General features: G+C 72.2%; 13 protein-coding genes. 7 read left to right on the top strand and 6 right to left on the bottom strand.

The window, feature by feature from the left end; genetic code table 11:
- The first annotated feature begins 25 nt into the window (after positions 1-25).
- Together R2B67_RS22360 and R2B67_RS22365 are read left to right on the top strand one after the other, a co-directional pair.
- A complete protein-coding gene (locus R2B67_RS22360; protein WP_239475958.1) occupies positions 26-871 on the top strand; it encodes a MurR/RpiR family transcriptional regulator in 846 nt (281 codons plus the stop codon).
- A 159-nt stretch (positions 872-1,030) separates the two neighbouring features.
- Entirely contained in the window at positions 1,031-1,570 is a 540-nt protein-coding gene (locus R2B67_RS22365; protein ID WP_317820543.1) for a hypothetical protein, read from the top strand.
- Between the two features lie 117 nt (positions 1,571-1,687).
- Here R2B67_RS22365 and R2B67_RS22370 read toward each other — a convergent pair whose 3' ends face one another.
- From R2B67_RS22370 to R2B67_RS22390, 5 genes are all read right to left on the bottom strand, one after another.
- Positions 1,688-2,062 (bottom strand): hypothetical protein, encoded by a 375-nt coding sequence (locus R2B67_RS22370; RefSeq protein WP_317820545.1) that lies wholly within the window; start codon positions 2,060-2,062, stop codon positions 1,688-1,690.
- 111 nt (positions 2,063-2,173) lie between these two features.
- Entirely contained in the window at positions 2,174-2,641 is a 468-nt protein-coding gene (locus R2B67_RS22375) for a roadblock/LC7 domain-containing protein (RefSeq protein ID WP_018515593.1), read from the bottom strand.
- Positions 2,642-2,679: 38 nt separating this feature from the next.
- Complete coding sequence (locus R2B67_RS22380; protein WP_317820546.1) at positions 2,680-3,492, bottom strand: transcriptional regulator; 813 nt, start codon at positions 3,490-3,492, stop codon at positions 2,680-2,682.
- The gene (locus R2B67_RS22385; RefSeq protein WP_018515591.1) at positions 3,489-3,902 is read right to left on the bottom strand and encodes a hypothetical protein; all 414 of its coding nucleotides are present in this window, start codon (positions 3,900-3,902) and stop codon (positions 3,489-3,491) included. Before R2B67_RS22385 ends, R2B67_RS22380 begins: the two co-directional genes overlap by 4 nt.
- Before the next feature lie 157 nt (positions 3,903-4,059).
- Positions 4,060-5,451, bottom strand: a complete 1,392-nt coding sequence (locus R2B67_RS22390) for an APC family permease (protein ID WP_317820548.1) — start codon at positions 5,449-5,451, stop codon at positions 4,060-4,062.
- A 142-nt stretch (positions 5,452-5,593) separates the two neighbouring features.
- On the opposite strand from R2B67_RS22390, the gene hutU reads away from it, so the two are divergent.
- Genes hutU through hutI form a run of 4 tightly spaced genes read left to right on the top strand, consistent with a single transcriptional unit; the run spans position 5,594 to position 11,113 of the window.
- Complete coding sequence (hutU, locus tag R2B67_RS22395; RefSeq protein WP_317820550.1) at positions 5,594-7,252, top strand: urocanate hydratase; 1,659 nt, start codon at positions 5,594-5,596, stop codon at positions 7,250-7,252.
- Positions 7,252-8,529 carry an allantoate amidohydrolase gene (locus R2B67_RS22400; RefSeq protein ID WP_317820551.1) on the top strand — a complete coding sequence of 426 codons (1,278 nt, stop codon included), beginning with the start codon at positions 7,252-7,254 and terminating at the stop codon, positions 8,527-8,529. The genes hutU and R2B67_RS22400 overlap by 1 nt, the downstream gene beginning before the upstream one ends.
- Positions 8,520-9,887 (top strand): formimidoylglutamate deiminase, encoded by a 1,368-nt coding sequence (locus R2B67_RS22405; protein WP_317820552.1) that lies wholly within the window; start codon positions 8,520-8,522, stop codon positions 9,885-9,887. The genes R2B67_RS22400 and R2B67_RS22405 overlap by 10 nt, the downstream gene beginning before the upstream one ends.
- Positions 9,888-9,940: 53 nt before the next feature.
- Positions 9,941-11,113: an imidazolonepropionase gene (gene hutI, locus R2B67_RS22410; protein WP_317820554.1), complete on the top strand. Its 1,173-nt coding sequence runs from the start codon at positions 9,941-9,943 to the stop codon at positions 11,111-11,113.
- A 160-nt stretch (positions 11,114-11,273) separates the two neighbouring features.
- Here the strand turns inward: hutI and R2B67_RS22415 are convergent, their stop codons facing one another.
- On the bottom strand, positions 11,274-12,236 hold the full coding sequence (locus tag R2B67_RS22415; protein WP_018515585.1) for an RNA polymerase sigma factor SigF: 963 nt from the start codon (positions 12,234-12,236) through the stop codon (positions 11,274-11,276).
- Between the two features lie 287 nt (positions 12,237-12,523).
- On the opposite strand from R2B67_RS22415, the gene R2B67_RS22420 reads away from it, so the two are divergent.
- Entirely contained in the window at positions 12,524-12,892 is a 369-nt protein-coding gene (locus tag R2B67_RS22420) for an STAS domain-containing protein (protein WP_030568729.1), read from the top strand.
- Positions 12,893-12,940 lie beyond the last annotated feature (48 nt).

Consider the following 12,940-nt stretch of genomic DNA (forward strand, 5'->3'; position numbering starts at 1 on the left):
CGGCGAGGATCAGCAAGGGGACAGCATGAGTGGGAGCAGCCCCGCCGCGCGGTTGCAGCAGCTCTTCGAGGGGCACCGGCTCACGCCCACCCAGCGGCGCATCGCGCACTGCATGGTCCGCCGGGCAGCCGACGCGCCGTTCCTCTCCAGCGTCGAGCTGGCCGAGCTCGCCGGGGTCAGCCAGCCCTCCGTCACCCGGTTCGCCGTCGCCCTCGGCTTCGACGGCTACCCGGCGCTCCGCCGCCACCTCCGCGAGGTCGCGCCCGCCGACGCGGAGCAGGAGGAGGCGGGGGAGACGTACAACGAGTACCAGCAGGCCGTCCGCGCCGAGATCGAGAACCTCCAGCACCTCTCGGACCTCCTCGCCGACCCCGGCCCCGTGGAGCGGGCGGGCCGGCTGCTGGCCGGGTCCCGGCCGCTGCCCGTGCTGGGGCTGCGCGCGGCCTCCTCGCAGGCGCGCGGCTTCGGCTACTTCGCCGCCAAGGTGCACCCCGACGTCCGCGTCCTCGACGAGGGCGGCTCCATGCTCCTGGACCGGATCGACGCCGCCCGCCGGGCCGGCGCCACCGCCCTGATGTGCTTCGCGCTGCCGCGCCACCCCAGGGAGTCCGTGGAGGCGCTGGCGTACGCCGGGGAGCAGGGGCTCACCGTCGTGACGGTCGCGGACTCCGCCTTCGCGCCGGTCGCTAAGCACAGCGATCTGCTCCTCCCGGCGGCCATCGGCTCCGGGCTCTCCTTCGACACCGTCTGCGCCCCGATGCTGCTGGGGCGGGTGCTGCTGGAGGCGATGTGCGACGAACTGCCCGACGCCCAGGCGCGGCTGGAGGAGTTCGACGTACGGGCGGCTGCCCGGGGCCTGTTCGTGGAGTGAGGCCTCCTGAGCGGCTCGATTTCGCGCATTCTCACGCACCCCTCATCTGCGGCCGCTAATCTCCGCGCGCAGAACGACCGGAACGACCGGCACAGGAACCGGCGGGCGTGGAGCGAGAGGGGTACGGACGTGGGGCGCGGAGGACAGTCGCTGGCGAGAGTGGCCGTGATCGTACGGGCCGGGGCCGCCCCGCTGTCGTGGGCCGGGCTGGTGGCCGCCGCCGCGGGAGCGTTCGTACCGGGGCTGACCGGGCGCCGGATCGGGCTGCTGACGGGGGCGGCGCTCTTCATCGTGACCGCGGCCGTCGTGCTCCTGGCACGCGGAGGGCGGTACGCGGAGCTGGCGCGGGGCGCCTCCCGGGCGGGGCGCGGCGACTTCCTCCAGGACCGGGCCGTGACCGTACGGGCCTGGCGGCGCGGGCACCGGTGGTGGCTGCTGGGCGCGTTCGTGGCGGCGGTGGCGTCCTCGTTCGCGCTGCCGGGCGCCGGCGGTCTGGTCCTCGCGGGCGCGGGGGCCGGTCTCTGGGCCAAGGCGGTGCGGATCGGGCAGCGGGAGCGCCGGGACGACGTCCTGTACTGGGTGCGCACCGACTGGGCCGGGCGCGGCAGCCCGGTCGCGAAGGGGGTGCAGGGGCACCGCACGACGGGGCCGACGGCGGGGGACGCCGCGCCGGGCGGGGCGCGGCGTCGCCGCCGGTAAAGGTCGGACCTCAGCGGCGTCACCGCCGGTGAGGTCGGACCTTTGCGGCGTCGCCGCCGGTAAGGTCGGACCTTTGCGCGTCGAGACCGCTCCGCAAGAGGTCCGACCTTTCAGGCCTCAGACCTCCAGCTCGGCCTCGATCCTCTTCAGCTGGTGACGGGCCATCGCCAGGTTCGCGCGGCTCGCGTCCAGCACCAGGTAGAGGAAGAGGCCGTTGCTGCCCCGGGTCTTGAGCAGCCGGATCAGGTGGTACTGGGTACCCAGGGTGATGAGGATGTCCTCGATCTCCTCCTTGATGCCCAGGTGCTCCATGGTGCGGAGCTTGGCGCGGATCACGTCGGTGTTGCCCGCGGCCGCGACCTCCAGGTTGAAGTCCTTGCCGCCGCCGAGCGTGCCCAGGGCCATCCCGCTCGTGTAGTCGACGAGGGCGACACCCGTGGTGCCCTCGATCGAGCTCATCGCTTCCTTCAGTGACGCTTCGGTGTTCGCCATGGAGGCTCGTTTCCTTTCCGTGGCCGGTCGCGCTGACCGGGTCCGTTTTCGCGTGAGTGGCATGGGTGTGGTGTGTGGTGGGTGGTTGTGGTGCGCGTGGGGGAGGGGCGGTTACGTCGGGCGCTGCGGGAGCGTGCGGTTGGGGGCGCCGCGCGACGGTGCGGTGCGCGGCATGGGGGGCGTGCGCTCGGCGCGTTCCAGGGCGGTGTCGACGAGTTCGCCGATCCGGGCGCCTGCCCGGCGGCCCTCCAGATGGAGCCGGCCGACGTTGATGCGGTCCTCGGCCAGCAGGGTCAGGACGGCGGAGGAGCCGGCGGCGTAGGTGGCGATGTAGCCGCTCTCGCCGCGGACCAGGAGCTCCCGGAAGCCGCCGCGGCCGGTGGCCTCCGTCATCCGGATCGAGACGCCGAGCGCGGCGGCGGTGAGGGCGGCGACGCCCTCGGCCTCGATGCCCGGGGTGTCGTGGGCCAGGACCAGTCCGTCGGTGGAGGCGGCCAGCGCCCCGGCGAGGAGGGGAACCCTGGCCCGTAACCGCTGGAGCTCGTCGAGGACACCGCGCGTCTCGGCCTCGGGAACCATCAGCTGTCTCCTCCCGGCACGCTGTCTGAGCGCGCGTATCACAGGGCCTCCAATGCGTCTCGGAGCCGGCGCAGCAGGGCGATATCGGGGTCGGCCGTCACCTCGGGGAGCGTGATCCGGCCGTGTGCCGAGGCGGTGGCGGGCAGGGGCTGCGCGCGGACCGCCTCCACCTGGCCGGCCGCGGCGAGCCGCCGCAGGTCGACCAGGATGTGGAACGCCGAACGGCCCAGTGCCAGGGCGATGTCCGACGCCGTACGCACCCCGTCGGCCAGCTCCAGGACGGCGCGCTGGCGGGCGGGTACGGGGCTGTCGCCCGGGTGTGCCGCCGCCCGGACGACCGGGGCGCTGTCGCAGGCGGCGTCGGGCCAGATCCGGTCCAGCAGCTCCCGTCTGCGCAGCGTCTCGCGCTGGACGGCGGCCACCGGGACCGGCCGCACCGGCCCGATCCAGTGGGACACCCCGTAACGGAAGCGGGCGGGTGTCCCGGTCGGGGCGAGGGCGAAGAACGCGGCGTCGTACAACGCGCCCAGGTGGCACAACTCCAGGGCGCCGCCCGGCACATGGCCGCTGTCCACGAGATAGCGGCCGACCCGCTGTCCGGCCCCGGCCTGCGCCACCGCGTCCCACCAGCCCTCGTGCCGCAGTGTGCCGCCGGTGGTGAGGAGGACGTCGATGCCGGGGGTGGCGGGGCTCTCGGCGTGCACCACCTGGCCGTCGGCGAGGTAGAGCGTGCCCCGGTCGCGCATCAGGGCGCCGGTGGCGCGTTCGGCGGCGAGGCGCTGGAGCATCGGGGAGAGGACCGGGAGCCGGTCCGTCTCCGGGGCGCCGGGGTCGGCGGCTATCGCGCTCATGCCAACACCAGCCGCTCGGCCAGCTCACCCAGGCGTAACCGGGCCATCGCGAGGTTGCCCTCGGAGCGGCTCAGCCAGAGGTGGAGGAAGACGCTGCTGTCGAAAGCCGTCTCGACGAAGCGGAGCATGTGGTAACCGTCTTGTGTGGTGACGATGACGTCCTCGACGGAGGTGCTCGGCGCTTCCCCGGAGCGTTCGCTTCCGCCCCCTGCGGTCAGGTGGGCGAAGGCGGGCTGTTCGGCGGTCATCCGGGCGACCTCGGCGGTCTCGGCCGCCGTCGCCTCGTGGTCGCCGTTGGGGGACTCGCCGATGGTGCCGAGCGCGAGGCCGCTCGTCCAGTCGACCACCGAGGCGCCCCGGGCGCCGGGCAGCCTCATGACTTCGAGCAGGCACTCGTCGATTCCGGGCACGCGGATTCCCCTCCCGACGCGGCGTACGGCTGTGACCCTGAGGCTACGCAACGTACTCACGGCAGGTGGAGGTTCTGGCATTTTCCTTTGGTACATGCGCCCCAGGGTGTAAAGGAGCGGCTGAAATGTGGTGGCCGGGAACTGGGGTGGCGTTCCGTCAGCCCGCCGCCCGGTCGGACTTCTCGCGGGCCGCCATCACCGCCTTGTTCACCGCCCACAGTCCGATCCCGATCAGCAGCAGGATCCCGGCCCGTACGTAGACGTCGGCGCCCCGGTCGGCGAGCGGGCTCGCCAGGACCAGCGAGGTGATCGCGCCGAGGACCGGCAGGGCGGTCGGCGTACGGAAGTGGCGGTGGTCCACCCGGTCCTTGCGCAGCACCAGTACGGCGATGTTGACCACGCCGAAGACGCACAGCAGCAGGAACGAGGTGGTGTCGCCGAGTCCCTCGATCTCGCCGGTGGAGACCAGGCCGATCGCCAGGAGGGAGACGAAGACGATGCCGACCCAGGGGGTGCGCCGGCCCGCCAGCACCTTGCCCATCGTGGGCGGGAGGATGCGTTCGTTGGCCATGCCGTAGCAGAGCCGCGAGGCCATCATCAGGTTGATCAGCGCCGAGTTGGTGACCGCGAACAGGGCGATCAGCGCGAAGAGTTTCGGCGGAAAATCGACGCCGCCCGCCTTCACCACTTCCAGCAGCGGGCCGCTGGACTCGGACAGGGTGCGGGAGTCGACCAGGAGCGAGGAGACCAGCGCGACCAGGATGTAGATCGTGCCGGTGACGGCCACGCCGATGAAGATGGCGCGCGGGAAGTTGCGGGCGGGGTCCTTGGTCTCCTCGGCCATGTTGACCGAGTCCTCGAAGCCCACGAAGGCGAAGAACCCGAGCGCGGTGGCGCCGAGCACCCCGGTGAGCAGGGCGTATCCGGTCCCGCCGGTCTCGATCTGGGTCAGCCGGGAGGGCTCCCCGTCGCCGCTGAACACCGCGTACGCGCCGATCGCCAGGATCACCGCGAGCCCGCTGACCTCCACCAGGGTCAGCACGACGTTCGCCTTCACCGACTCGGAGACCCCGCGCAGGTTGATCGCGGCCAGCGCGAGGATGAAGAGGATCGCGATGAGGGTCGGCGGTACGGCGTCGGTGAACTCCCCCAGGTAGTCGCCGCTGAACGCCCGGGCCGCCGCGCTCGCCGAGGAGAGCCCGGAGCACATGACCATGAAGGCGACGATGAACGTCAGGAACGGGATCTTGAACGCCTTCTGGGTGTAGAGCGCGGCCCCGGCCGCCTTCGGGTACTTGCCGACGAGCTCCACGTACGAGGCCGCCGTCAGCAGCGCCACGACGAACCCGATCGCGAACGGCAGCCAGAGCGCCCCGCCCACCTTGCCCGCCACGTCGCCGGTGGTGGCGTAGATACCGGTGCCGAGGATGTCCCCGATGACGAAGAGGATCAGCAGCTTGGGGCCGAGCGCCCGCTTGAGCGGCGGCGACGCCTCGGGGGCTGCGGGTGCGGGTGTGCCGGGCGTGTCTGGTGTGCCGGGCGTGCTCATCGGTGCCTCCGGTGCCTCCGGTGCCCTCGGGTCGGGGATGGAACACCTCTTCCCGGACGCGACGCGAACCGCACCTGTTGACTAAGACTATTCAGCGCCTCAGGATGTGAATGGATATTCACCGTCCCGAGGAGGCACCGCCATGTCAGGACCCCGCCCCGTACGAGCGCCGCGCGGCAGCGCCCTCAGCACCCTGGGATGGCAGCAGGAAGCCGCCCTGCGCATGCTCCAGAACAACCTGGACCCCGAGGTCGCCGAGCACCCCGACAAGCTCGTCGTCTACGGCGGCACGGGCAAGGCGGCCCGCGACTGGCGCTCGTTCGACGCGATGGTCCGCACCCTCCAGACGCTCAAGCAGGACGAGACGATGCTCGTCCAGTCGGGGCGGCCGGTCGGTGTCATGCAGACCCATGAGTGGGCGCCGCGTGTCCTGATCGCCAACTCCAACCTGGTCGGCGACTGGGCCAACTGGGAGGAGTTCCGCCGCCTGGAGGCGCTCGGCCTCACCATGTACGGCCAGATGACCGCCGGGTCCTGGATCTACATCGGCACCCAGGGCATCCTCCAGGGCACCTACGAGACCTTCGCCGCCGTCGCCGCGAAGAAGTTCGGCGGAACCCTGGCCGGGACGCTCACCCTGACGGCCGGGCTCGGCGGCATGGGCGGCGCCCAGCCGCTCGCGGTCACCATGAACGACGGCGTCGCGATCTGTATCGACGTCGACCCGCGCGCCATCGACCGCCGCATCGAGCACCGCTACCTCGACGTCAAGGCCGACAACCTGGAGCACGCCCTCCAGCTCGCCGTCGAAGCCCGCGACCAGCGGAAGCCTCTCTCCATCGGCCTCCTCGGCAACGCGGCGGAGCTGCTGCCCCGGATGCTCGCCGAAGGCGCGCCCATCGACATCGTCACCGACCAGACCAGCGCCCACGACCCGCTGGCCTACCTCCCGATCGGCGTCGACTTCGACGACATGGCCACCCTCGCCGCCGAGAAGCCCGCCGACTTCACCCAGCGCGCCCGGGAGTCGATGGCCCGCCACGTCGAGGCCATGGTCGGCTTCATGGACGCCGGGGCCGAGGTCTTCGACTACGGCAACTCCATCCGCGGCGAGGCCCGGCTCGCCGGGTACGACCGGGCCTTCGACTTCCCCGGCTTCGTCCCCGCCTACATCCGCCCCCTCTTCTGCGAGGGCAAGGGCCCCTTCCGCTGGGCCGCCCTGTCCGGCGAGGCCTCCGACATCCACAAGACCGACCGGGCGATGCTGGAGCTCTTCCCGGAGAACGAGTCCCTGCACCGCTGGATCAAGATGGCCGGCGAGCGCGTCCACTTCCAGGGCCTGCCCGCCCGCATCTGCTGGCTCGGCTACGGCGAGCGCGACAAGGCCGGCGAGCGCTTCAACGACATGGTCGCGAGCGGCGAACTGGCCGCCCCGCTGGCCATCGGCCGCGACCACCTCGACTGCGGCTCGGTCGCCTCCCCGTACCGCGAGACCGAGGCCATGCTCGACGGCTCCGACGCCATCGCCGACTGGCCGCTCCTCAACGCCATGGTCAACGTCGCCTCCGGCGCCTCCTGGGTCTCCCTCCACCACGGCGGCGGTGTCGGCATGGGCCGCTCCATCCACGCGGGCCAGGTCACCGTCGCCGACGGCACGAAGCTCGCGGGCGAGAAGATCCGCCGCGTCCTGACGAACGACCCCGGCATGGGCGTCATCCGTCACGTCGACGCGGGCTACGACATCGCCGAGTCGGTCGCCGAGGACAAGGGCGTACGCGTCCCGATGGCGGAGGGCAACTGATGCCCACGGGCGCATCCGCCACCTCTTCCGGCACTCAGCAGTGGCGTACAGGTGACTCCTTCCTCTCCATGTGGCGCGAGCTGGCCCCCGTCGGCCGCCACCCCGACAGCGGCGGCTACCGGCGGTACGCCTGGTCGGCGGCGGACCTCGACTGCCGGGCCTGGTTCCGTACGCAGGCCGAGGCGCGCGGCCTCACCTACGAGACGGACCGCAACGGCAACCAGTGGGCCTGGCTCGGCGACCCCCTGGCCGGCGACGCCGTCGTCACCGGCTCGCACCTGGACTCCGTACCGGACGGCGGCGCCTTCGACGGGCCGCTCGGTGTGGTCTCCTCCTTCGCCGCGCTCGACGAACTCCGCTCCCGTGGCGTGGCGTTCACCCGCCCCCTCGCCATCACCAACTTCGGTGACGAGGAGGGCGCCCGCTTCGGCCTCGCCTGCGTCGGGTCCCGGCTCGCCGCCGGGCAGCTCACCGTGGCCGACGCCCACCGCCTCCGGGACGCGGACGGGATCGCCCTGCCCGCCGCCATGGAGAGCGCCGGATACGACCCCGAGGCCATCGGCCCCGACCCCGAACGGCTCGCCCGGATCGGCGCGTTCGTCGAACTCCACGTCGAGCAGGGCCGCGCCCTCGACCTGACCGGCGACCCCGTGGGCATCGCCTCCGCCATCTGGCCGCACGGCCGCTGGCGGTTCGACTTCCGGGGCGAGGCCAACCACGCGGGCACCACCCGTCTGGCCGACCGCCGCGACCCGATGCTCACGTACGCCGAGACCGTGCTCGCCGCCCGTCGAGAGGCCGAACTCACCGGCGCCCTCGCCACCTTCGGCAAGATCGCGGTCGAGCCCAACGGCGTCAACGCCATCCCCTCCCTCGTCCGTGGCTGGCTCGACTCCCGCGCCGCCGACCAGGCCACCCTGGACGCCGTCGTCACCGGTATCGAGCGCGCCGCCCGCCAGCACGCCGAGCGGGGCGGGATCGACCTCGATGTCGTACGGGAGTCCTTCACGCCCGTCGTCGAGTTCGAGCACGCCCTGCGCGACGAACTCGCCAGGATCCTGGAGGGGACCGGCGACACGGGGCGCCCGGTCCCCGTCCTCGGCACCGGCGCGGGCCATGATGCGGGTATTTTGTCCGCTTCGGTCCCCACCGCCATGCTCTTCGTGCGGAACCCCACCGGCATCTCGCACTCTCCGGCCGAACACGCCGCCGAGGACGACTGCACGGCCGGGGTGCGGGCACTCGCCGACGTACTGGAAGGTCTCGCGTGCAGCTGACGACACGGACGGCCGGCGGGCCCGTCACCGCCACGTACTGGATGGACCACGCCTGGCTCGGCACCCATGTGGAGCCCGACGTCACCGTGGAGGTCGCCGACGGCCGCATCGCCGGGGTCAGGACCGGCGTGGAGACGCCCCCGCCCGGCGCCACCGTGCTGCGCGGCCTGACCCTCCCCGGCCTCGCCAACGCCCACTCGCACGCCTTCCACCGGGCCCTGCGCGCCACCGTCCAGGTGGGCTCCGGCACCTTCTGGACCTGGCGCGAGCTGATGTACCAGGTGGCCTCCCGGCTCACCCCGGACACCTACTTCGACCTGGCCCGCGCCACGTACGCGGAGATGGCGCTGGCCGGCATCACCTCCGTCGGCGAGTTCCACTATCTGCACCACGCGCCCGGCGGCACGCCCTACGCCAACCCCAACGCCATGGGCGAGGCGCTGATCGCGGCGGCGGCCGAGGCGGGCGTCCGGATCACCCTGCTGGACACCGCCTACCTCGCCGCCGGCTTCGGCGAGCAGCCCAACCGGCACCAGCTGCGCTTCTCCGACACCACCGCCGACGCCTGGGCCGAACGCGCCTCCCTCCTCAAGGGCGACGACCACACCCTGATCGGCGCGGCCATCCACTCCGTCCGCGCGGTCCCTGCCGGCCAGCTGGCCACCGTCGCGCAGTGGGCCGAGGAGCGGAACGCCCCCCTCCATGTCCACCTCTCCGAGCAGACGGCGGAGAACGACGCCTGCCTGGCCGCCCACGGCCGCACCCCCACCCGGCTCCTGGCCGACCACGGGGTCCTCGGCCCGCGCACCACCGGCATCCACAACACGCATCTGAGGGAGGAGGACATCGCGCTGCTCGGCTCCTCCACCACCGGCACCTGCATGTGCCCCACGACGGAGCGCGACCTCGCCGACGGCATCGGCCCCGCCGTGGCCCTCCAGAAGGCGGGCTCGCCGCTCTCGCTGGGCAGCGACAGCCACGCCGTCATCGACCTCTTCGAAGAGGCGCGGGCGATGGAGCTCAACGAGCGGCTGCGCACCCACATCCGGGGCCACTGGACGGCCGCAGCCCTGCTGCGGGCCGCCTCCGCCGACGGGCACGCCGCACTCGGCCGCCCCGACGCGGGCGTCCTGGAACCGGGCGCCCCCGCCGACCTGACGACGATCGCCCTGGACTCCGTCAGAACAGCGGGACCGGTGCCCCGACTGGCAGCGGAGACCGCCGTATTCGCCGCCTCCGCCGCTGATGTGCGGCACACGGTCGTGGCAGGGCGTCACATCGTCCGCGACGGCCGCCACGCGCTGATCGAGGACGTGCCAGGAGCGCTCGCGGCGGCCGTGGCAGCCCTGCACCACTGACCCCGGACCGGAACCCGGCCGAAACCCCGGAACGCAAGGAGAACACTCTCCAGATGACGACCACCGCCGTCACCCACATCGCCAGCCTGGTCACCAATGACCCCTCCCTCGGCAACGGGACCCCCCTGGGCCTGATCCAGGACGCGGCCGTCGTCATCGAGGGCGACCGCATCGTCTGGACCGGTGAATCAAGCAAAGCACCCGCCACTGACAACGTCCTCGACGCGGCCGGCCGGGCCATGATCCCCGGCTTCGTCGACTCCCACTCGCACCTGGTCTTCGCGGGCGACCGCACCCAGGAGTTCAACGCCCGGATGTCCGGGCAGCCCTACACCGCCGGCGGCATCCGCACCACGGTCGCCGCCACCCGCCAGGCCTCGGACGAGCAGCTCTCCGACAACGTCGCCCGCTACCTCGCCGAGGCCCTGCGCCAGGGCACCACCACCCTGGAGACCAAGTCCGGCTACGGCCTCACCGTCGAGGACGAGGCCCGCGCCCTGCGCGTCGCCTCCCGCCACACCGACGAGGTCACCTACCTCGGCGCCCACGTCGTCCCCCCGGACTACGCCGACGACCCGGCCGGCTACGTCGACCTGGTCACCGGCCCCATGCTGGAGGCCTGCGCCCCGCACGCCCGCTGGATCGACGTCTTCTGCGAGCGCGGCGCCTTCGACGGCGACCAGGCCCGCGCCATCCTCACGGCGGGCCGCGCCAAGGGGCTCGTCCCCCGTATCCACGCCAACCAGCTGACGTACGGCCCCGGCGTCCAGCTCGCCGTCGAGCTCGGCGCCGCCTCCGCCGACCACTGCACCCACCTCACCGACGCGGACGTGGACGCGCTGGGCCAGGGCGACACGGTCGCCACGCTGCTCCCCGGCGCCGAGTTCTCCACCCGCGCCACCTGGCCCGACGCCCGCCGCCTGCTGGACGCCGGGGCCACCGTCGCGCTCTCCACGGACTGCAACCCCGGCTCGTCGTTCACCTCGTCCATGCCGTTCTGCATCGCCCTGGCCGTACGCGACATGGGGATGACCCCCGACGAGGCCCTCTGGTCCGCCACCGCGGGCGGCGCAGCGGCCCTGCGCCGTACGGACATCGGCCGGATCACCCCGGGCGCCCGCGCCGACCTGGTCCTCCTGGACGCCCCGAGCCACGTCCACCTCGCCTACCGCCCGGGCGTCCCGCTGGTCAGCGCGGTGTGGCGGGGCGGGGAGCGGGTGGAGTAGCCACCGGGAGCCCGGCACGCGGAAGGGCCCGGCACGCGGAAGGGCCCGGCACGCGGAAGGGCCCGGCACGCGGAAGGGCCCGGCACGCGGAAGGGCCCGCCCCGTACGTACGTCACGCGACGACGTACCGGGGCGGGCCCTTCCGCAAGCCCTCGGGCGGCTATTCCTCCAGGGTCAGCCCCTTGCGGAGCTTGACCAGCGTGCGGGAGAGCAGCCGGGAGACGTGCATCTGCGAGATGCCGAGCTCCTCCCCGATCTCCGACTGCGTCATGTTGCTGACGAAGCGGAGCGAGAGGATCATCCGGTCCCGCGAGGGCAGCGCGGCGATCAGCGGCTTCAGGGACTCCACGTACTCGATGCCTTCGAGCCCGTGGTCCTCGTAGCCGAGGCGGTCCGCGAGGGCGCCCTCGCTGTCGTCCTCCTCGGGCTTGGCGTCCAGCGAGCTCGCGGTGTACGCGTTGCTCGCGGACATGCCCTCGACGACCTCGTCCGGCGTGATGCCGAGGCGCTCGGACAGCTCCGCCACGGTGGGCGCGCGGTCCAGCTGCTGGGAGAGCTCGTCCCCCGCCTTGGCCAGGTCGAGCCGGAGCTCCTGGAGCCGGCGCGGGACGCGCACGGACCAGCTGGTGTCGCGGAAGAACCGCTTGATCTCGCCGACGATGGTCGGCATCGCGAACGTCGGGAACTCGACACCGCGGCTCAGCTCGAACCGGTCGATCGCCTTGATCAGGCCGATGGTGCCGACCTGGACGATGTCCTCCATCGGCTCACTGCGCGAGCGGAACCGGGAGGCGGCGAACTTGACGAGCGCGAGGTTGAGCTCGACGAGGGTGTTGCGGACGTACGCGTACTCGTGCGTGCCCTCTTCGAGGGATTCGAGGCGCTCGAAGAGCGTCTTCGACAGGGCCCTGGCGTCCAGAGCCCCTACTTCGGCGTAGGGCGGGATCTCGGGAAGTCCTTCGAGCCCCGTGAAGCCCTCAAGCCCCTCGCCGGAAGATTCGGGGGTGGTGCTGGTGCGCGGGCCGGGGACGGCGCTCGCGGCGGGGGAGTCGGAATTGGTCGGTCCCTGAGGACATGCCGACGACGCGTGGGGGGTACGCGCTTCGTCGAGCCGGGGTGACATGGTTCTCCTCCATCGTTCTCGGCATATGGCTGCCGATGCCCATACGTGTTCCTGCGGTGAAGCGGCGCCTCCAAAGCCGGTCGTGTTTCAGGTGTCCCTCTACCCTTACCCGGTTCCTGCCAGCAGTTACAACCTCCAATTAGCCGCATATGTCCGGTTTGTTGAGGTCTCCGACTACCGCGTGGCGTACGAAACGCGTACTGTTTCAGGCACGTCGGCGGCAGCTCTGCATTCAGCCGCACCAGCAGTGACGCGCACAGTGACGGACGGCGAAGAGGTACATGGGCATGGACCGCGGGACGGTCGGCAGTGCGAACCGGGGTCGGCTTCAGGTCGAGGCCCGGACCGAGGGACACAGCGAGGTCGTGACTCCGGTGGGTGAGCTCGATCACCACACCGCCGATCTGCTGCGGGAACCCCTGGAGAGCGCGGTCGAGCAAGGGCGCTCACGCCTGGTGGTCGACTGCTCACGTCTCGACTTCTGCGACTCCACCGGGCTGAACGTGCTGCTCGGCGCCCGCCTCAAGGCGGAGGCGGTCGGAGGAGGGGTTCATCTGGCCGGAATGCAACCGGTCGTGGCGAGAGTCTTCGAGATCACCGGCGCCGAGGCGGTCTTCACCGTCCACGCCACGCTCGAAGACGCTCTCCGGACCTAGATCCGGTACGGTGCGCTCGCGCGTCGTCCCTGATGGTGGCCGTGTTAC

Source organism: Streptomyces cyaneofuscatus (genome assembly GCF_033109485.1).
GTDB classification, from domain to species: domain Bacteria; phylum Actinomycetota; class Actinomycetes; order Streptomycetales; family Streptomycetaceae; genus Streptomyces; species Streptomyces cyaneofuscatus.